The organism is Streptomyces luteogriseus, from assembly GCF_014205055.1.
Lineage (GTDB): Bacteria > Actinomycetota > Actinomycetes > Streptomycetales > Streptomycetaceae > Streptomyces > Streptomyces luteogriseus.
The window spans coordinates 6,181,676-6,208,527 of record NZ_JACHMS010000001.1 but is presented as its reverse complement, the minus strand read 5'-3'; the positions used below and the strand labels follow the sequence as shown (position 1 = coordinate 6,208,527).

22 protein-coding genes, 1 other RNA gene and 6 pseudogenes are annotated in these 26,852 nt (G+C 69.3%); 16 read left to right on the top strand and 13 right to left on the bottom strand.

Annotated features, from left to right (window positions below; translation table 11 throughout):
- Window positions 1–189 precede the first annotated feature (189 nt).
- Complete coding sequence (locus BJ965_RS27575; protein ID WP_184912035.1) at window positions 190–1,632, bottom strand: non-reducing end alpha-L-arabinofuranosidase family hydrolase; 1,443 nt, start codon at window positions 1,630–1,632, stop codon at window positions 190–192.
- A 137-nt stretch (window positions 1,633–1,769) separates the two neighbouring features.
- Here BJ965_RS27575 and BJ965_RS27570 point away from each other — a divergent pair, with 137 nt between their 5' ends.
- Complete coding sequence (locus BJ965_RS27570; protein WP_184912033.1) at window positions 1,770–1,937, top strand: hypothetical protein; 168 nt, start codon at window positions 1,770–1,772, stop codon at window positions 1,935–1,937.
- Window positions 1,930–2,235 (top strand): annotated as a pseudogene (locus BJ965_RS27565) (transposase); the annotation flags it as partial. The gene BJ965_RS27570 and the pseudogene BJ965_RS27565, both read left to right, overlap by 8 nt.
- A 255-nt stretch (window positions 2,236–2,490) precedes the next feature.
- Here BJ965_RS27565 and BJ965_RS27560 read toward each other — a convergent pair.
- The 3 genes and pseudogenes from BJ965_RS27560 to BJ965_RS40505 form a co-directional block, all read right to left on the bottom strand.
- Window positions 2,491–3,888 carry a glycoside hydrolase family 43 protein gene (locus BJ965_RS27560; protein WP_221513231.1) on the bottom strand — a complete coding sequence of 466 codons (1,398 nt, stop codon included), beginning with the start codon at window positions 3,886–3,888 and terminating at the stop codon, window positions 2,491–2,493.
- Between the two features lie 97 nt (window positions 3,889–3,985).
- A complete protein-coding gene (locus tag BJ965_RS40210) occupies window positions 3,986–4,108 on the bottom strand; it encodes a hypothetical protein (protein ID WP_020133559.1) in 123 nt (40 codons plus the stop codon).
- Between the two features lie 140 nt (window positions 4,109–4,248).
- Window positions 4,249–4,580: pseudogene (locus BJ965_RS40505) on the bottom strand (beta-xylosidase family glycoside hydrolase); the annotation flags it as partial.
- 813 nt (window positions 4,581–5,393) lie between these two features.
- On the opposite strand from BJ965_RS40505, the pseudogene BJ965_RS40615 reads away from it, so the two are divergent.
- A pseudogene (locus tag BJ965_RS40615) lies at window positions 5,394–5,664 on the top strand (xylosidase); the annotation flags it as partial.
- Between the two features lie 132 nt (window positions 5,665–5,796).
- The gene (locus BJ965_RS27545) at window positions 5,797–7,242 is read left to right on the top strand and encodes a glycoside hydrolase family 43 protein (protein WP_221513230.1); all 1,446 of its coding nucleotides are present in this window, start codon (window positions 5,797–5,799) and stop codon (window positions 7,240–7,242) included.
- A 71-nt stretch (window positions 7,243–7,313) separates the two neighbouring features.
- Here BJ965_RS27545 and BJ965_RS27540 read toward each other — a convergent pair whose 3' ends face one another.
- A complete protein-coding gene (locus BJ965_RS27540) occupies window positions 7,314–7,685 on the bottom strand; it encodes an FAD-dependent oxidoreductase (RefSeq protein ID WP_376777946.1) in 372 nt (123 codons plus the stop codon).
- A 298-nt stretch (window positions 7,686–7,983) separates the two neighbouring features.
- A pseudogene (locus tag BJ965_RS40495) lies at window positions 7,984–8,094 on the bottom strand (DUF6444 domain-containing protein); the annotation flags it as partial.
- Between the two features lie 364 nt (window positions 8,095–8,458).
- On the opposite strand from BJ965_RS40495, the pseudogene BJ965_RS27530 reads away from it, so the two are divergent.
- A pseudogene (locus BJ965_RS27530) lies at window positions 8,459–8,779 on the top strand (sugar phosphate isomerase/epimerase and 4-hydroxyphenylpyruvate domain-containing protein); the annotation flags it as partial.
- A gap of 27 nt (window positions 8,780–8,806) precedes the next feature.
- Here BJ965_RS27530 and BJ965_RS27525 read toward each other — a convergent pair.
- Complete coding sequence (locus tag BJ965_RS27525) at window positions 8,807–9,880, bottom strand: alpha/beta hydrolase (protein ID WP_184912031.1); 1,074 nt, start codon at window positions 9,878–9,880, stop codon at window positions 8,807–8,809.
- A gap of 341 nt (window positions 9,881–10,221) precedes the next feature.
- On the opposite strand from BJ965_RS27525, the gene BJ965_RS27520 reads away from it, so the two are divergent.
- On the top strand, window positions 10,222–11,742 hold the full coding sequence (locus BJ965_RS27520) for a carboxylesterase/lipase family protein (RefSeq protein WP_184912029.1): 1,521 nt from the start codon (window positions 10,222–10,224) through the stop codon (window positions 11,740–11,742).
- 40 nt (window positions 11,743–11,782) lie between these two features.
- Here BJ965_RS27520 and BJ965_RS27515 read toward each other — a convergent pair whose 3' ends face one another.
- Window positions 11,783–12,121, bottom strand: a complete 339-nt coding sequence (locus BJ965_RS27515; protein WP_184912027.1) for a hypothetical protein — start codon at window positions 12,119–12,121, stop codon at window positions 11,783–11,785.
- A 660-nt stretch (window positions 12,122–12,781) separates the two neighbouring features.
- Between BJ965_RS27515 and BJ965_RS27510 the strand changes: the two genes are divergently transcribed.
- The 8 genes from BJ965_RS27510 to BJ965_RS27475 all read left to right on the top strand — a co-directional run bounded on the left by BJ965_RS27510 (window position 12,782) and on the right by BJ965_RS27475 (window position 20,548).
- Window positions 12,782–13,756: an ABC transporter substrate-binding protein gene (locus BJ965_RS27510; RefSeq protein ID WP_184912024.1), complete on the top strand. Its 975-nt coding sequence runs from the start codon at window positions 12,782–12,784 to the stop codon at window positions 13,754–13,756.
- On the top strand, window positions 13,753–14,631 hold the full coding sequence (locus BJ965_RS27505; protein WP_246546050.1) for an ABC transporter permease: 879 nt from the start codon (window positions 13,753–13,755) through the stop codon (window positions 14,629–14,631). Before BJ965_RS27510 ends, BJ965_RS27505 begins: the two co-directional genes overlap by 4 nt.
- A complete protein-coding gene (locus tag BJ965_RS27500; RefSeq protein WP_184912022.1) occupies window positions 14,628–15,410 on the top strand; it encodes an ABC transporter permease in 783 nt (260 codons plus the stop codon). Before BJ965_RS27505 ends, BJ965_RS27500 begins: the two co-directional genes overlap by 4 nt.
- A 13-nt stretch (window positions 15,411–15,423) precedes the next feature.
- A complete protein-coding gene (locus BJ965_RS27495; RefSeq protein WP_184912020.1) occupies window positions 15,424–16,257 on the top strand; it encodes an ABC transporter ATP-binding protein in 834 nt (277 codons plus the stop codon).
- Window positions 16,258–16,286: 29 nt separating this feature from the next.
- Window positions 16,287–17,063: an IclR family transcriptional regulator domain-containing protein gene (locus BJ965_RS27490; protein ID WP_184912018.1), complete on the top strand. Its 777-nt coding sequence runs from the start codon at window positions 16,287–16,289 to the stop codon at window positions 17,061–17,063.
- 187 nt (window positions 17,064–17,250) lie between these two features.
- A complete protein-coding gene (locus BJ965_RS27485; RefSeq protein ID WP_184912015.1) occupies window positions 17,251–18,945 on the top strand; it encodes an IclR family transcriptional regulator domain-containing protein in 1,695 nt (564 codons plus the stop codon).
- A gap of 69 nt (window positions 18,946–19,014) precedes the next feature.
- On the top strand, window positions 19,015–19,767 hold the full coding sequence (locus BJ965_RS27480; protein WP_184912012.1) for a hypothetical protein: 753 nt from the start codon (window positions 19,015–19,017) through the stop codon (window positions 19,765–19,767).
- A 142-nt stretch (window positions 19,768–19,909) separates the two neighbouring features.
- Window positions 19,910–20,548 carry a DUF6907 domain-containing protein gene (locus tag BJ965_RS27475; RefSeq protein WP_184912010.1) on the top strand — a complete coding sequence of 213 codons (639 nt, stop codon included), beginning with the start codon at window positions 19,910–19,912 and terminating at the stop codon, window positions 20,546–20,548.
- A gap of 245 nt (window positions 20,549–20,793) precedes the next feature.
- On the opposite strand, the gene rnpB is transcribed toward BJ965_RS27475, so the two are convergent.
- The 4 genes and pseudogenes from rnpB to BJ965_RS27450 all read right to left on the bottom strand — a co-directional run bounded on the left by rnpB (window position 20,794) and on the right by BJ965_RS27450 (window position 23,549).
- Window positions 20,794–21,205, bottom strand: an RNA gene (gene rnpB, locus BJ965_RS27470) — RNase P RNA component class A.
- Between the two features lie 115 nt (window positions 21,206–21,320).
- Window positions 21,321–22,037 (bottom strand): annotated as a pseudogene (locus BJ965_RS40490) (DMT family transporter); the annotation flags it as partial.
- A gap of 82 nt (window positions 22,038–22,119) precedes the next feature.
- Window positions 22,120–22,947 (bottom strand): AraC family transcriptional regulator, encoded by an 828-nt coding sequence (locus tag BJ965_RS27455; RefSeq protein ID WP_184912008.1) that lies wholly within the window; start codon window positions 22,945–22,947, stop codon window positions 22,120–22,122.
- A 23-nt stretch (window positions 22,948–22,970) separates the two neighbouring features.
- Window positions 22,971–23,549, bottom strand: a complete 579-nt coding sequence (locus BJ965_RS27450) for a Uma2 family endonuclease (protein WP_184912006.1) — start codon at window positions 23,547–23,549, stop codon at window positions 22,971–22,973.
- Between the two features lie 176 nt (window positions 23,550–23,725).
- Here BJ965_RS27450 and yaaA point away from each other — a divergent pair, with 176 nt between their 5' ends.
- Window positions 23,726–24,508 (top strand): peroxide stress protein YaaA, encoded by a 783-nt coding sequence (yaaA, locus tag BJ965_RS27445; RefSeq protein WP_184912004.1) that lies wholly within the window; start codon window positions 23,726–23,728, stop codon window positions 24,506–24,508.
- A gap of 130 nt (window positions 24,509–24,638) precedes the next feature.
- A complete protein-coding gene (eda, locus tag BJ965_RS27440) occupies window positions 24,639–25,289 on the top strand; it encodes a bifunctional 4-hydroxy-2-oxoglutarate aldolase/2-dehydro-3-deoxy-phosphogluconate aldolase (protein ID WP_184912002.1) in 651 nt (216 codons plus the stop codon).
- Here eda and BJ965_RS27435 read toward each other — a convergent pair.
- Window positions 25,264–26,844 carry a bifunctional RNase H/acid phosphatase gene (locus BJ965_RS27435; RefSeq protein ID WP_184911999.1) on the bottom strand — a complete coding sequence of 527 codons (1,581 nt, stop codon included), beginning with the start codon at window positions 26,842–26,844 and terminating at the stop codon, window positions 25,264–25,266. The two genes, eda and BJ965_RS27435, sit on opposite strands and share 26 nt — an antisense overlap.
- Window positions 26,845–26,852 lie beyond the last annotated feature (8 nt).

Sequence of the window (26,852 nt, the reverse complement as noted above, 5' to 3'; positions counted from 1 at the left end):
CGTGGTCGACCAGGACGAGGCCACCACCATCCGGGTTCTCCACGTGCAGGGGCGGGCTCGGCCTTGCACCGAGCCCGCCGCTCCAACTCCACCCGTTGTTCCTGATCGCTCGCTGTGACGCTCACCCGGTTCGGCGTACGTCGTTGCCCGCGAGCGTCAGGAACACCAGGACCTGCGTCACGCCACCGGCTAGCGCTGCAGTGTCAGCACGCCCGGCCGGTAAGGCAGGAGGCCGTAGTCCATGCCGTCGGTGCTGGGGTCGCGCCCCTGGTAGAGGAACTGCAGATTGCAAGGGTCGATGGTCTTGGTCTGGTCGGGGTTGGTGCGAACCAGATCGCCGTGGCTGATGTCCCTGGTCCAGGCCGTCGCGCCGCTGTTGGCACTGCCGGCGAAGGGGCTGGTCACGGTGTCGGCCTGCGGCTGCGGTGTCCATGTGCCGCCCAGGCTGGTGGCCGTGAACGAGCGGAAGTAGCGACCGTACCCTGTGTAATTCTGGGCCTCGACGATCATGAGGTACTGGTTCTGGCCCTGGACCTTGTAGACCTCGACCGCCTCGAACAGGTTTTGCGGCGTGTCGCTCATGATCTTCGTGAACGAACCGAAGGTGCCCGGGAAGTTGCCGATGGGCATGCTGGCGCGGTAGATGCCGCCCTCGTCGTCGGCGAAGAACATGTACATGTTCGTGTCGTCGCCGATGAGGGTCACGTCGAGGGGGCCCCCCTTGGGGAGGGTTCCCGTGAACAGCTCCTGCTGCGCGGACCAGCCGTTGGGGTCGGTGGGGTCGCTCGAGGTGCGGTATCCGAAGCTGTATGGCCAAGCCCCGTTGTAGGCGAGCACCCAGAGGTTCTTCGGGGCGAAGTAGAACAGCGTCGGCGCGATGCCGTCGAAGGGGATCGTGTTCTGGGTGGCGGTGGCCATGTCGGACCAGTTCGTGAAGGGGCTGAAGGTCGTCAATCCCCAGCGCCCGTCGTTACCGGCGAGGGTGTTGTGCGTCGTGGCATAGACGATGTGCTTGCCGTTGTGCTTCACGGTGGTGAAGTCCTTGAGCGCGACCCACCCCGCCTTCGGCTCCGCAAGCGAGCCGGTCGATGTCCAGCGGTACGTCGACGGAAGTGCACACGCGTTGCCCGTCCCGGACAGGCCGGTCCACTTCTGGTTGGTGCCGCCGGTGCACGACCAGAGCCGCACCTCCGTGCCGTTGGCCTTGCCCCAGCCCGAGGCCTCCAGGCACAGCCCGGACCGCACGCCGACGATCGTGCCGTCGGGGTTGACCCGCCACTGCTGGTTCTCAGTGCCGGTGCACGTCCAAATCTGCACCGGGGTCCCGGCCGTGGTGCCGCCGCCCCGGGCATCCAGGCACTTGTTGCCGTACACGGTCAGCTGGTTACTGTCCGACAGCGTCCACTGCTGGTTGGTTCCACCGTGGCAGTCCCAGATGTGCACGTTTCCGCCGTCGGTCTGGCTGAAGCCCGCCACATCGAGACATCGGCCGGAATCGACACCGCGCACGTCGCTGGTGGTGGCCGCCTGGGCCGGGCCGGCGACGAGCAGCGCCGCCAACGCGGCCAGGGCCGCGACCACGGCGGCGAGCACCGCGGACGGGCGTCTGAGACTGAAACTACGCCTGTGCATAAGGACCTCGTCATCCTTGAGCAAGCGACTCCGGTTCGGCCCGTCAAGGCTGTCCGGAGGCGGTGTGGTGCGGCCATGAAGTGTTCGGTATAGCGAACGAAGGTCGAAGTGTCGAGCAACTGGATCATAAGGATCCGGTGATCAGCGTCAACACCTCGCGCAAAATTCACAAGCCGGAATATTCACAGACCGAGTGGGCGGTTCGTGAGTCTATGAGTGGTTCCGATGTCGCCTTGATGGTGTGGGCGAAGCCGGAACGTGCCGGTCCGGTGCAGGTCGCCTGCTGGGATCGGTGGGGTGAGTGAACGCAAGCCGTACCAGAGCGACTTGCCCGACGAGCAATGGGCGTTGATCGAGCCGGTGCTCACGGCCTGGAAGAACCGGCACCGTTCCGTCAGCGGCCACCAGGGCCGTTACTCGATGCGGGAGATCGTGAACGCGATCCTCTACCAGTCCCGGACCGGTTGTCAGTGGGCCCTGCTGCCGAACAACCTGCCGCCGAAGAGCGCGACGTACTACTACTTCGCCGCCTGGCGGGACGACGGCACCGACCAGCAGATCCATGAACTCCTGCGCTGCCAGGTGCGGGAGAGAAACCGGCGATTCGGAAGCAACGGGCACGAGCTCCCCCACACACGTTCACAGCCTCACAGATCACCGCGTCTACCTGGGGAGACAGGGGGTGAGACTCATGGCTGGAGCCGCGTATCCGCTGACTCCGAACTTGGACTGTCAGTGAGTTGGACGACCACTACTGTCGCTGATGCGTCCTCCCGACAGTAGTGAGTTCATGACGAGCCCTCGCCCCGCCGCCTGGTGACGGCTGGGCGGTCGGGCACGGTGGGTTCGTCCGGTGGGTCAGTAGACGATGTTGAAGGTGGCGTCGGCGCGGCCCGTCGCGGTCGAGATCTCGTCGAGCTGCAGGGCGAACGACCAGTGCCGCAGGTAGCGTGTCGGGAACCGGGCCGAGCGGAACGACGACCAGTTCCCGTCGGCGAGGCCGGCGACGCGGTGGAACGTGGCGTCACTGGCGAAGTCCGCCGTGCCGTCGTTGCGGACCAGCTTGATCGCGAAGTTCTCCTGCTTCATGTAGTGGCCGGGGAAGTTGACCGACTCGAACGACACGCCGTTGGGGTCGGACAGGCCGGGTCGCAGCCGCCACTGCGCGTCCTGGTAGGGATCGAAGGGCATTTCGCTGATACGGCCGGCGTAGTTTTCGTGGCGGGCGTAGTGGCCGGGGAAGTTGTAGGACTTCAGGAGGTTCCAGCTGGTGCCGCCGTACCGGGCGAGGAGGCGGTCGCGATCGGCGGCGGTGATCGGGTGGACGGTGTTGTGCTTGGCGTTCAGCGGTGCGGTGTACGACTGGCGGCCGACCTTGGTCCACGCCCCCGACACCAGGTCGCCCTCCCACAGGTCGAACTTCGCGTTGGGGCAGTAGGTGTCACCCCACAGCGACCAGGTGGACGAAGTGAGCGACTTCACCAGCGTAGGGGCCTCGGTGCACCACTCGTTCTCGGCGACGCCGTCGGTGTACTTGGTGAAGCTGCGCGGTTCCACCGACGTCGAGCGCGCGCCGGCCAGCCGGCCCGTCGCGTTGCTCTTGTAGTAGAGGTAGTTGGATCCGTTGACGTTGGTGACCACGTGGGAGTCGATGATGCCGGAGCCCGAGTCGTGGAATACCACGGGGTCGGTGGCGGTGACGAAGTCGGTCGTGTAGGAGACGGCGATCACCTCGTACGAGAAGCCCTGCGGGATGGTGGAGAACGTGATGCCGTAGGCGCCTCGGACCGGGTCCCAGTGGATGGCCGGGGCCCAGCTGAAGGAGTCCGGGTTGGTGGCGTTGACCTTCAACAGCCGGTCCGCCGACCAGTTCACCAGGTCCGGCGAGGTCCAGACGTGGATGTTCGGGTTGGCCTTGGTGAAGCTGCTGCCCACGGCGATGTCGGTCGCGAGCACGACCCAGCTGCCGTCGGGCAGCCGGTACAGGAACGGGTCGCGGATGCCCTTGGTGCCCGCGGTGGGAGTGAGGATCGCGTTGTTGTCGTTGAGCGGCGTCCACTCCCGGCCGTCGTCACTGACCGCGAGGTGCAGGGCGTTGATGTTGTCCTGGTACTCAGCCGACTCCTTGAAATAGCCCATCACATAAGCGGAGTCGGCGTCCGCCGCCGCGGCTGTCTGCGCGGGTACGGCCACTCCCGTGGCCAGCGCCACCAGAGCAATGAGGAACGCCGATCTCCTGATCAGTCTTGCCAGCAAGGTCTTTCCTCTCGATGCGTGGTTCTCACAGGCGTGCGACACCGGCGCCCTCCCTCCCTGCACGAAGGAGCGGGAGGGCGCCGCGGGGTCCGTCAGGTCAGCTCCACAGGCGGAAGGTGACGTCGCTGCGCTCTGTGACGTTGGTGATCGTTTCAAGCTTCAGCTGGAAGGCGCAGTACTTGCTGCCGTCGGGTGAGAGCACGAGTGCGGGGTCACGCACCCCGCGCGTAGTACCCACCGCGATCGGTCAGTTCAGACCGCCCGCGCTCTACGGGAAGTACATCTGCTGGCCGGTCGCTCCCTTCCCGATGAAGTGCGTCATCCCAAGCGACTTCGGTGCCGGTGCCGGTGGTGTTCCAGTTGTTGTCCGTCGGGGATCGTCGCGTCGTCCAGCTGGATGGTCGCGGTGGAGTTGGGTCCCTGAATTCGGTGGGTGAGGGTATTGCGGGCCCAGTACAGGTGGTTGGTGGCCGTCGCGGTGCGCAGGGTCAGGCCGTTGTTGACGGACCACTTGTCGTGGCCCGGATTGTGGTTCCCTTCCCACTTCGGTTTCACGGTCGTTCCGTCGAAGGTGTCGACGCCGGTCAGTGGGGTGACCTGGCGGGGTGGGGGGGCGGCAGGGCGGGGCTGGGGTACGACGTGCCCCAGGCACGGCCTACGAGTTGGACGACGGGCCGGCCGCGCCAGGCCCAATAGGAGGACCACGGCCGCGCGGCACAGGCGCGGGCGTGGGCATGGGGGGGCCGGCGACGAGCAGCGCCGCCAACGCGGCCAGGGCCGCGACCACGGCGGCGAGCACCGCGGACGAGTGTCTGAGCTGAAGCTACGTCTGTGCATTAAGGACCTCGTCATCCTTGAGCAAGCGGCTCCGGTTCGGCCCGTCCGGAGGCGGTGTGGTGCGGCCCTGAAGTGTTCGGCATAGCGAACGTAGGTCGAAGTGTCGAGCAACTGGATAGTAGGGTTCCAGTGATCAGCGTCAATACCCTCTTGCAAAATTCGCAAGCCGGAACATTCACAGACTGAAACCAGGCCGCCTCAAGTTCCGTCCTTGTACGGGTCTTTGGCTGAGGATCAGGTACCGGTGCGGGCGCGCGGGCTTGGACAGGCGCCGTTGCAGTACTTGTTGCCGCCGCTCCCGAAAAGGTCTCGCACCGTGCGCTGCGGCCGGTCGACCCACTCCTTCGATCTTCGGCATGAATGGGTCGATCTAGGATCTTGTGCTGTCCGCTCTCAACTCCTAGGATCCATGCCGTCCGAAGGATCGGTTCACGTTCGTAGTATCGAACACGCTCGGCGAAGCGGCTTGCACATGGTGCACATACCGGGCATGACGGCACCCGCATCATCCGTACCAGTAAGGCTCTCCCCCACACGCCAAGTGCCGGACTTGGAAGGGTGCACCCGGCTTTCGGCGGCGAGCCTCGATCGCCTCCCGGAGCATTGTGTGACGTCACCCGCACCACGCCCGTGCCTGTGCCGCGCGGCCGTGGTCCTCCTGTCAGGCCTGGCGCGGCCGGCTCGTCGTCCAACTCGTAGGCCGTGCCTGGGGCACGTCGTACCCCAGCCCCGTCCTGCCGCCCCCACCCCGTCCTGCCGCCCCCACCCCGCCAGGTCACCCCACTGACCGGCGGCGACACCTTCGACGGAACGACCGTGAAACCGAAGGACGGCCTGACCCTGCGCACCGCGACGGTCACCAACGACCTGTACTGGGCCCGCAATACCCTCACCCACCGGATGCAGGGACCCACCTCCACCGCGACCATCCAGCTGGACTAGGCGACCACTCGGCGGCTCCGTCCGTATCGCACGGTTCGCGCTGACCACACCCCGAGCGCAGCAACGTCCCTCCCCCGCACCTGACCAGCCGCTCAGTCCCCGACCCCGCAGCACCAGGAAGGACCACACATGGCCAGTACCGCCGTCCACGGGCCAACGGCTCACCCGACCGCAGTGAGATCACCCGCCACCGGTACGAGACTCACCCGGGCAGCCGCCTGGGTGGTGGGCCTCCTGCTGGTGTTCGCCGTCGTTCCCGCCGCGGTGCAGCCCACCGCGGCCAGGGCCGACAACCCGATCGTGCAGCACGTCTACACCGCCGACCCTGCCCCGCTGGTGCACAACGGACGGGTCTACCTCTACACCGGGCACGACGAGGACGGCTCCACCTCCTTCGTGATGAAGGACTGGCGGGTGTGGTCCTCCGCCGACATGGTCAACTGGACCGACCACGGCTCACCGCTCAGCCTGGCCACCTTCAGCTGGGCGTCCGCCGACGCGTGGGCGGGCCAGGCCGTCGAACGGGGTGGCAAGTTCTACTGGTATGTGCCGGTGACGGCCCGGGCGACCGGCCGGATGGCCATCGGCGTGGCTGTGTCGGACAGCCCCACCGGCCCGTTCCGGGACGCCCTCGGCCACCCGCTGATGGAGAACACCGAGATCGACCCGACCGTCTTCATCGACGACGACGGCCAGGCCTACCTGTACTGGGGCAACCCGAACCTGTGGTACGTCAAGCTGAACGCGGACATGACCTCCTACGCAGGCAGCCCCGCCCAAATCCCGCTCACCACCGCGGGCTTCGGAACCCGCACCGACAACCCCGACCGCCCCACGCTGTACGAAGAAGCACCCTGGGTCTACAAGCGCAACGGCCTGTACTACATGGTGTTCGCGGCCAGGTGCTGCGCGGAGTTCATCGCCTACTCCACGGCACCCAGCCCGACCGGGCCGTGGACCTACCGTGGAACAGTCATGCCCACCCAGGGCAACAGCTTCACCAACCACGCGGGCATCGTGGACTTTCAGGGCAACTCGTATTTCTTCTACCAAAACGGCGCCCTCTCGGGCGGCGGCAACTTCACCCGCTCGGTCGCAGTGGAGAAGTTCTCCTACAACGCTGACGGAACGATCCCGACGATCAACATGACGGACACCGGCGCACCCCAGGTCGGTGCGCTCGACCCGTACGTACGCCAGGAGGCCGAGACGATCGCCTGGGGTTCCGGGATCGAGACCGAATGGACCAGTGACGGCGGAATGAACGTCGGCTGGATCGAAAACGGCGACTACATCAAGGTCAAGGGCGCGGCCTTCGGGCCGGGCGCGTCCTCCTACACCGCGCGCGTGGCCTCCGCCACCGGCGGCGGCACCGTCGAGCTGCGCCTGGGCAGTCCGAGCGGGACGGTCGTGGGCCGGTGCACTGTGCCGAACACCGGCGGCTGGCAGACCTGGACCACGGTGACCTGCCCAGTGAGCGGCGCGACGGGAACCCAGGACCTCTACCTGCGGTTCACCGGCGGCAGCGGCTACCTGTTCAACATGAACTGGTGGCAGTTCACCCGCGCCGCCTAACCGCACCGCGTCGACTTGATCCTCGGGCTGAAGCCCAAGGATCCCGGCCTTCCCGTCCGAGGACTGTGCCGCTACCCGGCGCAGTCCTCGGACGGGACTCCGTGGCTTCCTGCTTCCAGGCTGTAACCGCCAGCCCGGCGGCCGTCCCCGTCCTCGCCGACGAGGCCCGTGACACCCACGCCGGTCACCAGAGCGACCCCGTGGTCCGTGTGCAGGCGGCTCAGGATGCCAGCGGCTTTGGGTCCCAACTGACGTAGCAGCGGCTTCTGTTCGGACTCGACGATGGTCACCTCGTGTCCGAGGGCACGCGCTGAGGAGGAGACCTCCGCGCCGATGAACGCGCCTCCCACCACGACGACCCGGCCGGGCCGGGACAGGTCCTCGCGCAATCGGCGTGCGTCGTCGAGCGTGCGGAGGGTGTGCACGCCGCGCAGCCGCGGCATTCCGGGGAGTGTGCGAGCGCGGGCTCCCGTGGCGATGACCACCGTCCGTGTGCAGGCTTCGCCCGTCGGCGAGGGTGAGCGCCCCTGAGGCTGGATCGAGGGCGGTGGCGCGGGTACCGAGCAGCCATTCGGCGTCGAGCACGGCACGCTCGCCCTGATCCAGCGTGCTTCCGCAGCCGGTACAGGCCGCCGGGACATGGTCTTCGGTGGCATCGGGCTTCTCGGCCATGGCCAGACCCGCCCCGCCGGTGCCGGGCTGACGGCCTCGCCTACGTCCGCTCCTGGGCTGCGGCTTCTTCGCCGGCCGCCCGAAGACGTCCGAGGAGGGCGGCACCGAGGAGTTGTCCGAGTTCCGGCCAAGACGCCGCTCCAACTCCGCCACCCGCGCCGTCAACCGCTCGTTGGCCACCGCGAGTTCGGCCGCCTGGGCCTCTGCCGCTTCGACCCGCGCCCCTGCGGCCGCAACCCTGCCGCTGGAGCAGTCCGATCAGTGTGAGGAGATCCTCACGCGACGCAGACTCCAGAGCGGACGACATGACCACGGATCCCGCCGCACCCACCCCGCACCTGTCACATCGTCAGGAGACGGACGCACGGCCGACCTTCTGAATGCTTACGTTTCGTCGGTGAAAGTCACGGCAGCTGTAGTTCGTGAGGCGTAGGGCATCGTCGCTGGTCAGTGTGGCGGGGTGGGGTACTTGTGGGCATGGGTACGGCCACCTGCATCGTGATTGTTTGTGACGACGAATCAGAACGCGGTGGCCCGCGAGATCCGGCCCCGACATGCGGCGTTCGCCGTCGAGGACATCGTCGAGGCGGTGCGGCACGTCCGTGCGGCGGGCGCCGAACTCCTCAGGATTCCGGCGAATTACTGCGACGACCTGGCGGCACCGTACGAATTCCCCGACGGGGAGCTGGAGACGTATCACGAACTTGGCATTCTCCGCGACCGCGACGAGCAGGGCGGGGAGTTCCGCCGCTGCTACACGGATACGGTCGGGTACGTCTTCTTCGAGATCGTCCAACGGACCGGCGGTTACCGCGGATACGGCGCCGCCAAAGCCTTCGTACGCTTCGCCGCCCAACGACGGTAGAACCGTTGGGCGGCGAGGACACGCGCCTCAGCGGGACACAGGGCGCAACCGCTGTTCCAGGAAGGAGACGACGGTCGGCCACGTCGGAGTCACGGGGCGGGCCGGCGTGCTGTGCCCATTGCGTGTGGTCTCCTCGTAGGCACCCTGGCGGGTCTCGTCGTCGGTGAGCATGTCCTCCAGCGGCCCGTGCCCGGCTCGTGGGAAGGAGATCAGACGTGCCTCCTCACCCGCGGACGCGAGGGCGTCGTAGAGCAGGCGGCTCTGGTGGTACGGCACAAAGGGGTCCTGCTCGCCGTGGAAGATCAGGAACGGCGGGGTGTGCCGCTCGCCGATGTAGGTGAGCGGGTTCGCCGCGACGACCTTGCCAGGGCAGGCCGTGATGGTGCAGCCGAGCAGGAGCGACTCGGGTGAGCGGGCGTCGGAGTGGCAGTCCGTCAGCCCGAACGCCGAGTTGAACACCCTGCAGTCGTCCGGCATGTGCGCGTCCATCTGCAGGAAGTCGGTCGGCGGGTAGAACGGCACGGCCGCCTGGACAGCGCTGGACGGCCCGCGCGGGCCGACGTCGCCCTCCAGCTCCGGACGGTCGCCGGTGACCGCGGCCATCGCGGTCGTCCAGCCGCCCGACGAGTCGCCCATGATCGCGACGCGGTGCGGGTCCAGGTTGTACGTTTTGGCGTTCGCGCGCAGCCAGCGGATGGCGCCCTTGATGTCGTACAGCTGCGCCGGGAACTGTGCCTGCCCGCTGGAGCGGATCGCCACGCCCGCGACGGCGAATCCCCGCGGGTTGAGCTGTGCGGCCACCCTGTCGGCGCCGCGGCGTCCGCTGTCCGCCAGCCAACCCGAGCCGCTGGAGAAGATCACCAGCGGGACCGGCCGCGTGGACCTGGGGACATAGAGGTCCAGCAAGTGGCCTTGAGTGCCGGGCGGTTGGGCGGGTGCGTAGGCGAGGTCCTTGGTGACTTCCACATCGTTCTGCGCCCGGGCGGGGGCTGCGGCCCCCGCAGCCGTGATGAGAACCACGGCTGCGGCGGCCGCCGCCAGTGCCCGAGGGATGCGCCCCGAGCGCAACTGACTCAGGTGTATCCCTGTGCGTAGCTGCATCGTGCCGACTCCTCTTCGAGGGGTTCGTGTGAGCTGAAGCCGAATGAAGCGATGGAACGAACGAGACCGGGAGACCGAACGCCGGCTGTCCGATGCGCCCGCGCCGACAGTGGCCGTGACGGGTGCCGGGGTCGTGATGTCCTTCCGGCTGATCCGCCGGGCGAGCGACACGAGGGAGATCGTGAGCCCGCAATCGTTCGCCTGGTGAAGTGTGGTTCACTTTTGGCTGGCATGAGTTTCAGGTCGCGGTGGGCGAGTGTCAATGGTGTTGCGCGAGGCGATTCCCGATCCCGACCCTTGCCCGTACCGGCTGCCACGCGGCGCTCTGTGAGGAGTCATCCATGATCAAAAGCGAGTTTCCCGAGGCCATGACGGCGGCCGGTGCGGTCCGCGGCCGCCGTGAGGGCGGCCTGGCAGTCTTTCGCGGCATCCCGTACGCGCAGCCACCGGTGGGCGAGGCACGCTTCGCGGCGCCGCGACCGGCGGACCGTTGGGACGGGGCACGGGAGGCCTTCACGTTCGGTCCGCCTCCCCCGCAGGAGCCGTTCGGGCCCGAGGCGACTCCCGCCGGACCCCCTCCGGCAGGTGACGACTGGCTGACGGTCAACATCTGGACGCCGGACGCCGACCCAGCGGCGCGCCGACCGGTGATGGTGTGGATCTACGGGGGCGCCTACAAGTTCGGCTCCGCCGACGACCCCGCCTACGACAGCAGCCGCCTGGCGCGGGACGGCGACCTGATCGTGGTCACTCTCAACTACCGAGTCGGCATCGAGGGGTTCGCCTCGATCGAGGGCGCTCCCGCGAACCGGGCTCTGCTCGACCAGGTCGCGGCTCTGGAGTGGGTGCGCGAGAACATCACCTCTTTCGGCGGCGACCCCGACCGGGTCACCGTCTTCGGTGAATCGGCCGGCGCCGGGTCCATCGCCGCGCTGATGGCCATGCCCCGGGCGCGGGGACTGTTCCGGCGGGCCATCGCGCAGAGCGTGCCGGGTACCTTCTTCTCGGAGGCGCTGGCCGCGGACATCGCCGAGACCTTGGCCGGTGAGCTCGGCCTGCGCCCGACGGTGGCCGACCTGTCCGGTGTCGACCCGCGCAAGCTGCCCCAGGCGGGTGCCGCGCTGAGTGGCCGGATGCGCGAGTACGTGCACCGCTGGGGTCCGGTCGCCCTCACCCCGACCCCGTTCTCGCCCGTCGTCGACGGCGACGTTCTGCCCACCACGCCGTGGGAGGCCCTGGCGGGCGGTGCCGCACGCGACGTGGAGCTGATCGCCGGGCACAACCGGGACGAGTACCGTCTCTTCCTCATGCTGGGCGGGATGCTCGGGCGGGTGGACGAGGGGCTGGCTTCGATGGCGCTGGGCCTGTTCGGGCCGACGCCGGACGCCGAGCACGCCTACCGCGCCGCGTTCCCGGACGCCTCGGCGGAGTACCTGTTCGAACTTGTCCAGTCCGACTGGCTGTTCCGTATGCCATCGCTGCACTTGGTGGAGGCCCAGGTGGCCGGTGGCGGCCGGGCGCACATGTACGACCTCACCTGGTCCGCTCCGGCGAACGGCGGAGCTCTCGGTGCCTGCCATGGCCTGGATGTACCGCTGACTTTCGGTGTGTACGGCGGGCTCGGCGGCATGCTGACCGGACCGGCGCCCTCACCCGAGACCGAGGCGCTCTCCGCCCGCTTCCGCTCCGCGTGGACGGCTTTCGCGGCCACGGGCGACCCGGGGTGGGCGGCGTACGACAGCGAGCAGTGCCTCGTCCAGGTCCTTGACTCGGAACCGACGGTCGCCGCCTACCCGGAGGAGGCCTCCCGCCGCCTCTGGGAGCGGCACACCTTCGCCGCGTTGCCCTTGACGACGGCGTAGCGGTCTCCGCTCCCCACCATCAGGCTCGCGGTCGGCCAGGTCACCGCCTGGCCGACCGCGGTTCTTCGACACCGGTCGAGGACGGGCAACAACCATGGCCCCGGCACTCGTTGTGCACACGGCCGGTCGCAGGCCGATGAGCCGCCGGTCCCCAGCCGGTGGACGCCGCGTAGCGGGCCGGCTCGGTCAGCAGGATCATCGTGGTGGCTCTCGCCACCACGATGGTGGAGCCGCCGGCGGTCACGGCGTCACCCGTGCCGGTGGCGACGGCGCGGGTGACGCCCTCGTAGCTGTACGCGCCCTGCCCGCAGGCGTAGGCGCCGCGCAGATCGAGGTGGCAGGAGCCTCTCGCGACGGTGGCCCTGGTCCTGAAGCCCACACTCGAAGGCAGGCCGTCGAGGGCGGTGCCGACGCTCAGCGTGGTGCCGATCGTCCGGCCGGGAGCGGGGACGCTTCGTGAACGATCACCTTGTCGGCGCGGGAGACGAGCGTGTGGCGTCAGGGAGGCGCTGGCCGAGGTCCAGGGAAAACCGGTCGAAGAGCCCCTGGCAGTCGGCGATGTGTGCGGTGCGCAGCGCCTGACCCGTGAGGGGGCATGGCTGACGGTCCCGGGCAACCTGAACGACAACCAGATGCGCTTCGAGTCCCAGGCTCTACGTGACCGCCGATGGCGGCTCGGCCGGGGGCACGGACCAAGGTGCCGGTCGACAACTCCGACGCCGTGACGATCGTCCTCGGCGCGGGCACGAACCACGCCGACAAACCCGGCCTACCGGGGCGAGGATCCCCACGAGCGGGTGACCAAGGTGGTCGACCGCGGCGCGCTGAACACGTCCGCGCCTCAGGCTTGCTGCTGCCGGGGTGCACCCGTCGGAACATGTCTGGATCTGGAGAAGGCGGCAGGGCGCGGTTGCGGGAGGAGCCTCGGTGCGACCTATTGACGCGATTCGGACAGGGACATAATCTCCGCTTGCATTTGTTCGGCACACGGACGAATGTTCGCAATGCGCACACACTCGTTCCTGTTCAGGAGGCCCCCATGCAAAGGTGCGTTCTCGGGCTTGCCATAGCGGTAGTGACGGTCGCAGCCGCGGCCGGATGCGGATCTTCTTCCGGGGCCGGTGGTTCGTCCTCCTCGGCCGGGGACAAGACCACCCAGGTCAAAGTAGGGATCATCCCGATCGTCGATGTGGCACCCCTGTATCTGGGGCAGAAGAAGGGGTTCTTCAGCAGCCGCGGCATCGAGCTGAAGATGGTGACCGCCCAGGGCGGCGCCGCGATCATCCCCGGCGTGGTGAGCGGCGAGTTCCAGTTCGGGTTCAGCAACGTCACGTCGTTGATGATCGCCCAGACCAAGGGTGTGCCGATCAAGTCAGTGGTCAACGGGACCGCCTCCACCGGTGACACCGGAAAGGACATCAGCGGAGTGGCCGTCAAGAAGGACAGCCCGGTCAAGTCGGCCAAGGACCTCGCCGGCAAGACGGTGGCGGTCAACACCCTGCAGAACATCGGGGACACCACGGTCCGTGAGGTGGTGCGCAAGGACGGCGGCGACCCCTCGAAGGTCAAGTTCGTCGAGATGCCGTTCGACCAGATGCCGGCCGCGCTGGACGGCGGGCAGGTGGACGCCGCCTGGGTGGGCGAGCCCGCGCTGACCATCGCCAAGGGCCAGGGCGCCCGCGTCGTGGCGTCGCCGTTCGCCGAGACCGACCCGAACCTCACCATCGCGACGTACTTCGCCTCCACCAAGCTGACCCAGGAGAACCCCGACCTGGTGAAGAAGTTCACCGAGGCCGTGACCGAGTCGCTGAAATACGCCTCCGAGCACCCGGACGAGGCACGTCAGATCGTCACGACCTACACCAAGATCGACGGCGAGGTGCTGAAGAAGCTGACGCTGCCGACCTGGCCGGCCGAGTACGACATGGCCTCCCTGGAGAAGCTGGCCTCGCTCGGCGAGCAGGACGGCATCTTCGGCGGTAAGAAGCCCGACTTGGATGCCCTGTTCTCATGAGCGCGTCCGGGAGCACTCCTGTACTGACGAAGCCCGCCGGGACCGCGACAGGTCCCGGCGGGCCGGGCGGGGTGGGCGGTGGCCGCGTGCGGCGCACTCTGGCCAGAGCGCGCACCCCGTTGCGCGGACTGGCAGGCCTGGCCGGGCTGGTGGTCTTGCTCGAGGTGCTGCCGCACACCGGTGTCGTCTCCGCCGACTACCTCCCGCCCGCCTCCGACATAGGCCGGGCCCTGTGGCAGATGCTCGGCGAAGACGCGTTCTGGACCGCGCTCGGTGACACCCTCACCGGTTGGGGCCTGGGTCTGGCCATCGCGGTGGTGGCCGGGGTGGTGGCCGGGTTGGTGATCGGATCGGTGCCGGTACTGCGGGCCGTGACCGCCTCCACCATCGAGTTCCTGCGCCCCATCCCGTCGGTGGCGCTCATCCCGGTGGCGGTGCTGCTCTACGGCACCGACCTGGAGTCGAAGCTGCTGCTGGTCGTGTACGCCTCCTTCTGGCAGGTGCTCGTCCAGGTCCTGGCGGGCATGCAGGACGTCGACCCGGTGGCCGAGGACACCGCCCGCAGCTACCGGATGGGCAGTTGGGGACGGGTTCGGTACGTCCTGTGGCCCACCGCACTGCCGTACGTGATGACCGGCGTGCGGCTGGCCGCGACCGTGGCACTCGTCCTGACGATCACCGCCGAACTCGTCATCGGTTCGCCCGGCCTGGGCAACCAGCTCGCGGTCGCGCAGACCTCCGGCGCCGTACCGCGGGTCTACGCCCTGGTCCTGGTCACCGGACTCCTGGGGGTCGCGGTCAACCTGGTGGCGCGGGCGGTCGAGCGGCGGGCACTGCACTGGCACCAATCGATGCGCAGGGAGGGACAGCGATGACCGTCCTCACACTCGCCCGGCGGACCGGGCTGGTCCTGGGCCTGCCCGCGGTCCTGTTCGCCGTGTGGTGGTTCGCCACCGCGGGCAGCACCGACTTCTACGTTCCCCCGCTGTCCACCATCCTGGGCAAGTTCGGGGAGGTGTGGACGGGCGAACGACTGCTCTCGGACGTCGTACCCAGCCTGGTCCGCCTGCTCACCGGCTATCTCCTCGCCGTCGCCGTCGGTGTCGGACTCGGCCTGGTGGTCGGCATGCACCGTGGCGTGCGCGACGTACTGGAGCCGGTCCTGGAACTCTTCCGGGCCATCCCGCCCCCGGTGCTCGTACCCGTCATCATGCTGTTCGCGGGCATCGGCGACACCATGAAGGTCATCGTCATCGTCAGCGGCTGCATGTGGCCGATCCTGCTCAACACCGTCGAAGGCGTCCGAGCCGTCGACGAAGTACTCAGCGACACCTGCCGCTCCTACGGCATCACCGGCCCCTCCCGGCTGTGGCACCTGGTACTGCGCTCGGCCAGCCCTCAGATGGTCACCGGCATGCGCCAGGCCCTCTCCATTGCCATCATCCTCATGGTCATCAGCGAGATGTTCGCGGCCAGCAACGGGCTCGGCTTCACCATCGTGCAGTTCCAGCGGTCCTTCGCCATCCCCGAGATGTGGAGCGGCGTGCTGCTGCTCGGCCTGCTCGGATTCGCCCTCTCCCTGCTCTTCCGCGTCGCCGAGAACCGGGTCCTGGCCTGGTATCACGGCCTGCGCCGGGCCCAGCGCAACCCCTGACAAGGAGACGTCGATGCTCGACGTACGCAACCTGCAGAAGATCTACACCGGACGTAACCGCAGCGTCGAAGCACTGCGGAATCTCACATTCCATATCGGCGCCGGCGAACTCGTATGCCTGGTCGGCCCGTCCGGGTGCGGCAAGACCACGCTGCTGAAGTGCATGGCGGGACTGCTGACCCCGACCGGCGGCGAAGTGAGCCTGGACGGCCGCCCGGTGGACGGGCCCCCGCCCGGCATGGCGGTCGTCTTCCAAGAGTACGGCCGCTCCCTGTTCGCCTGGATGAACGTACGCGACAACGTCGCCCTGCCCCTGCGCCGCAAGAAGCTCGGCAAGGCCCGCGAGAAGGAACTGGTCGACCACGCGCTGGAGGTGGTCGGGCTCGCCGACGCCCACCAGGCCTACCCGTGGCAGTTGTCCGGCGGAATGCAGCAGCGCGTCGCCATCGCCCGCGCCGTCGCCTTCGAGCCGAAGGTGCTGCTCATGGACGAGCCGTTCGCCGCCGTCGACGCGCAGACACGCGCCGAACTGGAGGACCTCATCCGGCGGTTGTGGCGCGAACTGGGCGTCACCGTCCTGTTCGTCACCCACGACATCGACGAAGCCGTCTATCTCGGCCAGCGCACCATCATCCTGTCCACCTCACCGACCGTGGTGCTGGAGGATCTGACGATCGATCTCCCCGACGAGCGCGACCAGTTGCACACCCGCTCCAGCCCCCGCTTCGCCGAACTGCGCGCCCACGTCTACGAGCAGATCCAGCGCGCCAAGCACCACAACGGCGACACGGACACACCGGTGGCCGACCGCAGCGACGAACTCACCCTGCACAAGTCCGAGTCCTGACACACCGTCCGACACAGGGGCCATAGCGCATGGACGACAACGAACCCGGGCGGTACTTCGTGCAGTCCCTCGAACGAGGGCTGGCCGTCATCCGTGCGTTCACCGCCGGCACACCCGAGATGACCCTCTCGGAGGTCGCCAGGATCACCGGCATGAGCCGTGCCACCGCACGGCGCTTCCTGCTCACCTTCGCCGACCTGGGGTACATGGCCACCGACGGCCGCCACTTCCGCCTCACGCCCCGGGTCCTGGAACTGGGCTACGCCTACCTGTCCAGCATGTCCCTGGCGCAGATCGCCCAGCCCCACCTGGAGCACCTGGTCGCCGAGGTCCACGAGTCCTCGTCGGTGGCGGTGCTCGACGACGAGGACGTGGTGTACGTCAGCCGGGTACCCACCCGGCGGATCATGACGGTCTCCATCAGCATCGGGACCCGCTTCGCCGCCCATGCCACCTCCCTCGGCCGGGTCCTGCTCGCCCACCTCGACGAGCCCCGGCTGCGGCACTACCTGGACACCGCCTCCCTCAAGCCGCTCACCTCCCGCACCATCACCTCAAGGGAGGCACTCGCCGCCGAACTGGAACACGTACGGGCACAGGGTTGGTGTCTGGTGGACCAGGAACTGGAACAGGGCCTGATATCGATCGGCGTACCCATCCGGAACGAGGCACGACGGGTGGTGGCAGGCATCAACCTCTCCACCCACGTCAGCCGGCGAACGCCGGACTCGATACGCCACGATCTGCTGCCGCCGCTCCTGGCCACCGCCGCCGACATCGAAGCCGAGCTGAAGGTCCCCGGCTAGCCGGTCCTGATGCCGTGCCCCCGCGACGGCAGCACGGAGCAGCATCGGCCTTGGCGACTGGCCGGAACACACCGCCCCGCGCGACGGGCGTTGCCGTGGGCTCGTCATGGCCACCCGGACCTGTCGGCTCTCTGCCCCCACCAGGCATCATTCACTGCAGTGCTGAGACAGTCGCCGCGGAGAGCCCATGACATCGCCCCAAGCCCTGACGCCTACCGACCCCATGGAGGCTCCCGCGCCACCCGAGGAAGCCGTGGCCCCTCTCATCCGGGGTATCGCCGTGCTGCGCGAGCTCACCAATGCCGGAGGGACGGCCGGCCTCAGCGATCTGGGACGGGCCACCGGCCTGGCCCGCGCCACCATCGACCGGGTCACCGGAACACTCGCTCACATGGGGTACATGCGGATGGACGGCAGCAACGCCGTCCTTGCCCCCCGCCTGATGGAACTGGGGAACGCATACCTGGCCGCCCTGCGTCTTCCCGCGCTGCTGAGTGCGCACGCCGATGCCCTCGCCGAGGAACTCGACGAGTCGGTGTCCCTCGCGGTGGCGGACGGTGACGGCATCCGCTTCATCCACCAAGCGATCCGCCGCCGCGCCCTGTCGTTGAGCTTCCGCATCGGCGACCTGCTGCCCGCCGAACGCACCGCGCCAGGCCCGCTGCTGGCAACCGAGTGGAGCACGGAGGACTGGGCGCGGTGGCACAAGCGGCAGGACGCCGACCCCGAAGACCTCGGCTTCCCGGCGGTCCCCCCTCGATCGCACCGTACCGCCACGACAGACTTCGAAGAACGGGTGGAACGGGCGCGCGCCCATGGCTGGGCGATGGACGACCAGTTGATCGAGCCGGGGCTCGTCGCCGCATCCGTTCCGGTTCGCGCCCCCGACGGCCGGATCGCCTGTGTGGCGAGCGTCGTGAGCCATACCAGTCGGCACAGCGCGGACTCGCTGCGCGACGCCCTTCTCCCCAGGCTCCGTACTGCCGTGACCGTCATGGAGCGGAAGTTGGCCGACGCTCCGCCTCCGGAGCCGCCGAGCAAGAGCACTCCCGTCGGGCTCGCCACCTGGACGAGCGCGTCCAAACAGGAACTGGGCGGGGAGTTCATCGAATCCCTGGCCCGCGGCCTGACCGTACTCACCGCGTTCGGTGAGGGCCGTGCGGAGCTGACCCTCACCGAGGTCGCCGAAGCCACGGGGCTGTCCCGCGCCACGGCTCGCCGTGCCCTGATAACCCTGGGACACCTCGGTCACGTCACGCTGCACGGGCGGGTCTTCCGGCTCACTCCACGCGTCCTCGCCCTCGGTTTCCCGCCACTGTCCAAGACGACACTCACCCGGATCGCGCACCCCCACCTCGCCGCCCTCACCCGCAAGGTGGAGGAATCGACGTCCCTCGCAGTGCTCGCCGGTGACGATGTCCAGTGCGCGGCCTCGGTCGCCGCGGGACGCATCATGGACGCTGATATCGCCGTGGGCGCGCGCGTGCCCGCCTATGCGACCTCCACGGGCCGGGTGCTGTTGGCGGGGCTGCCGGCCGAGGAGCGCACTGCCCGGCTGACGCGCCTGCGGATGGGGGCGCTGACCGCTCGCACCGTCACCCGGCCCACCGACCTCGAGCTGATTCTCGACCGAGTCCGCGAGGACGGCTATGCCCTGGTCGATGAGGAACTGGAAGAAGGGCTTCGCTCGATCGCCGTGCCGGTACGCGACCGCGACGGCGGCCTCATGGCGGCGATCAACGTCACCATGCACAGCGGTCGCCGCCCCGCCGCGGAGTGCGTCACGACCATCTTGCCGGAACTGCGGGCCACGGCTGCCCACATCGAGGCCGACCTGCACATAACCGGGCGATTCGTGCGAGTTCCGACACGGCAGCTGTAGTTGGCCGTCAAGTGACGGCTGCTGTCGTGACGTTGTTCCAGCGTCGGTGTAGTCGGCTGAGCGTTGCTGGTGTGGCGGCGCCAGTGGGACCACAGGCACGGCGATCTGGACGGCACCGAACGCACCGAACGCCCCAGGGCACAGGCGAAGTGGCTGACCGCCTCCGTCGAACGTGACGCTGCGCAGGTCATCGGCACGGTGTTCGACGAGGCCGAGCGCCGCGACCCCGGCCGGGAGCGGGAATGGGTGATGCTGGTCGACGGCGCCCGCCACCAGCTGGACCTGATCCATGATCAGTGCGACGCGCGCGGGCTGGAGGTACGCCTGCTGATCGACTTCGTTCACGTGCTGGAGTACGCGTGGGGCGCGGCCTGGTGCTTCTTCGCCAAGACCGACCCCGCCGCCGAGACCTGGGTCGGCGAGCGGGCCCTGGAGATCCTTAAGGGCCGGGCCGAGCAGGTCGCCGACGCCCTCGAAGCGAACGCGGACGCGGCGGAACTGGACGGCCAGCGGCGCTTGGGGGTGGACAAGGCGGTCTGCTACCTGCGGGCCAAACTCCCCTACCTCGGCTATGACATCGCGCTGGCCGAGCGCCGGCCGATCGCGACAGGCGTGATCGAGGGGGCGTGCCGGCACCTGGTGAAGGACCGGATGGACATCACCCGCGCCCGCTGGGGCCTGGCCGGAGCCGAGGCCGTCCTCAGGCTCCGCACGGTGATCAGCAACGGCGACTTCGAGGAGTACTGGAAGTATCACGCGCAGCGCGAGCACCTGCGGGTTCACGCCATCCGCTACCGCGACAGCCTCGCACTCTCGGCGTGATCACCGTTCCTCAAACAGAGCCGCACCCTTCTGCGATGGAAACCCCAGGGACCACGAGGACCCGCGCGAACACCTTCACCACGGCCCGCTAATCGCCATGGGTGCTCACCGCCCTTACGCCTGTCAGCGCAGGGACGGCATCATGGCGTTCCCATTGTCCCAGGTAGACGACGAAACGCCCGGCCTGGACTTCGTGGCCGGCGGCGACTGGCCGATGCTCGACCTCGGAGAGGTCGACGAACTGATCAGCGACTTGAGCGCGCACCTGGCGAAGCTCCGGGCCGCACGTACGCAGCTCGCGTGCCTGGTATCCGGGGGGACCGGCGAGACGGCCGCAGCGCTTGACCGCACCTGGATGTACGACGACAGATACGGCACCCGGCACACCGTCACCTGCCCGTCCTGGTGCACGACGGACCACACCTTTGAAATGAAGGGCAGGCCCCACCCGGCCGACGTACACCACCAGATGTACGGCGCTGTGGCCTCTGCCGAATACACCGAGGCCTACGAGGAGTACGAGTCCTGGCAGGTGCTCTGCGCACACCTCGCCGTAAGTCCGGACTCGACAGTCAGCCCGGCCTACCGAGTCCCGCACGTACTGGTCGAAGTAGCCGCCGACATGTACACCCGCCCGATGGGTCCGGACCAGCTGGCCGAGTTCATCGAAGCGGTGGCCGGGCAGCTGGAAGAGCTTCGCGCCATGCACCCTCGGCTCACCGCAGCCCGCGCCGAATGGGCTGCGCGGAACGACACGACGGCCGACGCCGAGGCGGCGTAACCCCGCCGGGCCAGGACCGCCACGATGCCCGCGGCTCCAGCGCCATGCTCCAACGGCTGTCGCGAACACCCAGCTCAGAGGCGTCGCCCGCCCCTCCGCTCCAGGGACTTTTCAGGGACTTTCAGCTCTGTCCGAGGGACTTCCGAGGGACTTTTTGCCGCCTAACACGGCAAGCTCCTGAAAGATCGGAAAGGGCCTCCGACGCAGCTCAGAGGCCCTTTCCAAGGCAAAGCCGCAGGTAGCGGCAGACGAGTCGGGCTGTACGCCGGGTTCTGTCACCCGGTCGCCTCGCGGCGGCCGGGGAGACGGCCATCCATCTAGGGCCGGCGTTGCCACCGGCCTCGTGCGGTCTACCCGCGGACTCGGGCGGGCAGCCCTCGATCGTCCGCGCAGGGTCACCTTCGAAAAGGCGGCCCCTCTTGACCTTGCTCCGGGTGGGGTTTACCTAGCTGCCCAGGTCACCCTGGGCACTGGTGGTCTCTTACACCACCGTTTCACCCTTACCGAGGACCGAGGTCCCCGGCGGTCTGCTTTCTGTGGCACTGTCCCGCGGGTCACCCCGGGTGGCCGTTAGCCACCACCCTGCCCTGTGGAGCCCGGACGTTCCTCGGGAAGCTCCCCCTCAGGGGCACTCCACGCGGCCGTCCGCCCGGCTCGTCTGCCGTGTCGACCATGGTACCCGGCGGACGGCACGCTTCGGCGCCGCGGCCGTGGCCAGCACCGAGCCGACCAGGATCAGGGTGAAGGCCACGGCGATGCCGAGGGTCAGCTCCTCGTCCAGGAAGAGCGCGCCCGCTGCGACCGCCACCGCAGGGTTGACGTAGGTGATCACGCCGGCCCGGGTCGGGCCGACCTCCTTGATCAGCTCCAGGAAGGCCACGAACGCGATCGCGGTGCAGATCACTCCCAGGCCGGCGAGGGCTGCCAGGACCTCGCCCGAGGGCATGGTCGCGGGGCGGGTGAGGAATGCCGCTGGGGCGTAGACCACGGCGGCCAGCGTCAGGCACGGGGTGATCAGCTGGAGCGTCGGCACGTCCTTGAGGTACCGGGCGGCTATCAGCGGGGCCGTGGCATAGCCGACGACCGTCACCAGTACCTCGGCCATGGACAGGGCGTCGCCGCCGGTGAGGTGCGGCAGAGTCAGGACGGTGACGCCCGCGAGGCCGAGGGTCAGGCCCGCGAGGCGGCGGGCGCCCACCCGCTCCTCCGCGCCGAAGAAACGGGCCAGGAGCAGGGCGACGATCGGCACGCCCGCGATCAGGAGTCCGGCGGTCGAGCTGGACAGATGGCGTTCGGCATCGGTCAGGGTCCACCAGGGGCCGATGATCTCGATGACGGCGAAGGCCAGCATCGGCTTCCAGTGGGTCCGGACGGTACGGCCGAAGCCGCCCTGGCGCAGGGCGAAGGGGAGCAGGAGTGCGGCGCCGAGGGCGCAGCGTGCGAACACCACCATGGACGGGGACAGTTCGTCCACCGCCACCTTGATCATCAGGTAGGGGACGCCCCAGATCACTCCCATGAGGGAGAACAGGAACCAGCCGCGTGCAGTCATGCGATGAGTCTCGGCCGTGTCACTCCGCGGTGTCTTGAACGCTGTTGCGGTACGCCGCCGGGGTCACCCCCAGCACCCGGCGGAACCAGCGGGTGAGGTGCGCCTGGTCGGCGAAGCCGACGAGACCGGCGACCTCGGCGGGGCGCAGTCCGGCTTCGAGGAGGCCGCGGGCCCTGGCCACCCGGTGCTGGGCGAGCCAGGCGTACGGCGGTACGCCCATCGTCGTGCGGAAGGCGCGGAGCAGTTGGTAGCGGGACAGGCCCAGGTCCGTGGCGAGGGCGGCCAGGGACGGGGGGTCCAGCAGCTCGTCCGCGAGGCGGTCGCGTACGGACCGGGCGATGTGGCCGGCGCCGGGCACCGTGTCGTTCGCCGCCCGGGCCGTGGAGTGGCGGCGGGCCAGTGCCGTGAGCAGCCAGGGCAGCCGGGACTCGGCCTCCAGCGGGTCGGGGCAGGCGCTGATGTCGGTGTGGGCGGCGCGCAGGGCTGCCGCCAGTTCCGGGTCGTGGAGGACGGGGTCGCGGAAGTGCGGGAGGCCGCCGAGGGTGCCGTCGGTGAGGAGGGCCGGTTCGGCGTAGAGGGCCTGGTAGGCGTAGCCGTCGCAGGCGGCCGGGCCGCCGGTGTGCATCTCCCCGGGCTCCAGGACGACGATCGAGCCGGGGTAGGAGTGGATGTGACCGCCCCGGTACGCGATGACCTCCGAGCCGCCGACCGTGACGCCGATGGTGAACTCGTCGTGGGCGTGGGGCGCGTAGACGTGGCTGTCGAAGTGGGCGGTGAGGAGGTCGAGGGGCGGACCGGCCCGCCCCAGCCGGGCCCTGGTCCAGCTGGTCTGTTCGCGCATCCCCATATCGCACCCCCGCCCACAGGGGATCAGACGAGGTCGGCGGTGTCCAGGTCGAAGGCGAAGGGTTCCGGAAGAGTGATGGGCTTGCCGAAAGGGCGGGCGCAGTGCTCGCGGTAGTCGTCACCCTTCGGCTCGCTGAACACCGTGACTTGCGCCGTGTCCCGGTCGACGAGCAGGTAGAGGGGGATGCCGGCGCGGGCATAGCAGCGGCGTTTGGCCTCGCGGTCGGCCTGCGGCTTGGTGGAGGTCACCTCCATCACCATCGCGACGCCGTCGCAGGGCATCCAGGGATCGGCTCCGGCAAACAAGTCGCGCTCGATGAGGCCGAAGGTGACGTCCGGAATCAGGTGGTTCTTGGGGCATGCGCCCCCGCTCCTCAGCTTCAGCCCTTTGTTCCCCGAGAAGTCCATGTCGGTCCGGGAGCGCCTGATCACCTGCCTCACGATCCGGCTGATGTACTTCTCGTGATCCCCGTCCGGCGGCGGCGTCACAACGATCTCCCCCTCGATCAGCTCCGCCCGGAAACCCTCCGGGGTGTCCAGGGCGAGGAAGCCCTCCAGCAGGACGTCTTCCTGCGAGAGCGGCTCGTGGGCCATGGCGGTCATGTCACGCCCCTCCTTCTGTCGCTCGCCAGACTGGGACATCGCCGAACCACCCGCCGTGAGATCGGGAACCGTTCCCTCGATCGTGGCACACGCTCCCGGGCCTTGTCCGAAGGCCGGGCGGCCCCTGTTCCGGACCCCCCGTACGCTGTCGGCGGAGTTCGATCGAAGGAGTACGCGTGCTTGTCCTGCTGCCGCCGTCCGAAGGCAAGGCCTCCTCCGGCCGCGGTGCCCCGCTGAAGCCGGAGTCGCTGTCGCTGCCGGGCCTGACCGCCGCCCGGGAGGCCGTTCTCACCGAGCTGGTCGAGCTGTGCTCCGGCGACGAGGACAAGGCGCGCGAGGTGCTGGGGCTGAGCGAGGGGCTGCGGGGCGAGGTCGCGAAGAACGCGGAGTTGCGGACCGCTGGGGCGCGGCCGGCCGGGGAGATCTACACCGGGGTGCTGTACGACTCCCTCGGGCTGGCGTCCCTCGACACTGCCGCAAAGCGGCGTGCGGCGCGGTCGCTGCTCGTGTTCTCCGGGTTGTGGGGTGCCGTGCGGGTGACGGACCGGATTCCGTCCTACCGGTGCTCGATGGGCGTGAAGCTGCCGGGGCTCGGGGCACTGGGCGCGCACTGGCGTACGCCGATGGCGTCGGTGCTGCCCGAGGTGGCCGGGAGTGGGCTGGTGCTGGATCTGCGGTCCGCCGCGTACGCCGCCGCCTGGAAGCCGAAGGGCGAGGTCGCGGAGCGTACGGCGTCCGTGCGGGTGCTGCACGCGCCGACGCGGAAGGTGGTGAGCCACTTCAACAAGGCGACCAAGGGGCGGATCGTGCGCAGCCTGCTGACCTCGGGGGCGGAGCCGAAGGGGCCTGCGGAGCTGGTGGAGGCGCTCCGGGATCTCGGGTACGTCGTGGAGGCGCAGGTTCCGGCGAAGTCGGGGCAGAGCTGGTCGCTGGACGTGCTGGTGGACGAGGTTCACTAGCGATCGTGGACGACGGTCACCAGCGATCGTGAACGAGTTTCATTGGTGATCTTGGCGAGGTTCACCAGCGGTCATTGCAGGGTGCGCAACGACCTTTGCGTACCCTGCATGCCGACGGCAGGATGACGCCATGGTCTCCCCTGCCCCGCCCGCCTCCGTGCTGGACCTCGCGCCCGTCGTCCCCGTCGTCGTCGTCGAGGATGCCGCCGACGCCGTACCGCTCGCGCGGGCGCTGGTCGCGGGCGGGCTGCCCGCGATCGAGGTGACGTTGCGGACGCCCGCGGCCCTGGATGCGATCCGGGAGATCGCCCGGGAGGTGCCCGGGGCGGTGGTCGGTGCCGGGACGGTGATCCGTCCCGAGCAGGTCGCGGAGGCGGTGGCCGCGGGCTCCCGCTTCCTGGTCAGTCCCGGCTGGACGGATCTGCTGCTGGAGGCGATGCGGGCCTCCGGCGTGCCGTTCCTGCCGGGCGTGTCGACCGCGTCCGAGGTCGTGGCACTGCTGGAGCGCGGGGTGCGGGAGATGAAGTTCTTCCCGGCGCAGGCCGCAGGCGGTACGGCGTATCTGAAGTCGCTGTCGGGGCCGTTGCCGCAGGCTCGCTTCTGCCCCACGGGCGGGATCGGCCCGGCCTCCGCCCCGGACTATCTGGCCCTGCCCAACGTCGGGTGCGTGGGCGGCAGCTGGATGCTGCCGCCGGACGCGGTCGCCGCCCGCGACTGGGGCCGCGTCGAGGAGCTGGCCCGGTCGGCGTCGGGGCTCAGCGCAGGTAGGACGTGTCGTTGAGGAGGCGGACGCTGGCGTTGCCGTCGGCGTAGTACGCGACGACCGACAGGGACGCGGCCGACAGTTCCATGCGGAACAGGGACTCCGGCGGGGCGCCCAGGGCGAGCCGCACCAGCGTCTTGATCGGGGTCACGTGCGTGACCAGCAGGACGGTGCGGCCGGCGTGGGCCGTGACCAGTTTGTCGCGGGTCGCGGCGAGCCGGGTGGCCGTCGCCGCGAAGCTCTCGCCCCCTCCGGTGGGTTCGGCGTCCGGTGAGGCCAGCCAGGCGTTCAGGTCGTCGGGGTGACGCTCGCGCACCTCGGCGAAGGTGAGCCCCTCCCAGGCGCCGAAGTCGGTCTCGCGCAGTCCGTCGTCGATGCTCACGTCGAGTCCGAGCCGGGCGGCGACGATCCCGGCGGTCTCCCGCGTACGGGCCAGCGGCGACGACACGACGGCCTGGATCGTGCCGCGCCGGGCCAGCATCGCGGCGGCCCGCTCGGCCTGCTCCCGGCCGGTGTCGGACAGGGAGGGGTCGGTGCCACCGCTCCCGGAGAACCGCTTCTGGGGTGTCAGCGGGGTCTCGCCGTGGCGCAGCAGGACGAAAGTGGCGGGGGCGCCCATGTCGGCGGGCGCCCAGCCGGGGGTGGCCACGGCTTTGGCGGCACGGGTGTCGGCGCCGGCCTTCGCGGCTTGAGCGACGCGAGTCTCGGCGTCGGCCTTCGCGGCACGGGCATCGGCACGAGCATCGGTATCGGCCCTCGCGGCACGGGTCTCGCCATCGGCCTCGGCCTGCGGAGCACGCGCATCCCCGGCGGCCCTCACGGCACGCGCATCGGCATCGTCCGCCGCCGAGTCGGACGCCGCTCCGGCCGAGCCGGACGCCGCCCCGGCCGGGACGCCCCGGCCGGATTCCTTCGAGACCCGCGCGGTGTCCGGGCCCGAGCCGGCCGACGTGGCCGCCGCGCGGCCTTCCGCCAGGGCTCCACGCACCCGCGCCGCGCCCGCCGCCGCGTCACCGGGCGGCGGCTCCGGCGGAACAGCGCCCGTAGCACTCCCATAGGCCCCAGCAGCCCCGGCAGCCCCAGCGGTCCCGGTACCCCCAGCAGCACCAACCTCACCCGCCGTGTCCAGCTCCGCCGTCGACTCCGCCTCCGACCACTGCTCGCCCCTGGCCCCCGCGTCCATCGCCTCGTTGGCCAGCCGGTCCGCGTGCTTGTTCTGGGCCCTCGGGATCCACTCGTACGTGACCCGGCCGGGCGGGAAGACCCGGGCCGCCTGCGCGGCCAGGGGCTTCATGTCGGGGTGCTTGATCTTCCAGCGGCCCGACATCTGCTCGACGACGAGCTTGGAGTCCATCCGGACGTGGACCGTCGCCGCCGGGTCCAGCGCGTGGGCGGCGCGCAGCCCGGCGAGGAGGCCGCGGTACTCGGCGACGTTGTTCGTGGCGACGCCGATGTACTCGGCGGTCTCCCGCAGGGTCTCCCCCGTCGCCGCGTCACTGACCACGGCGCCGTAGCCGGCGGGCCCGGGGTTGCCCCGCGAGCCGCCGTCGGCCTCGACGATGAACTCCCGCACCGGAAGGG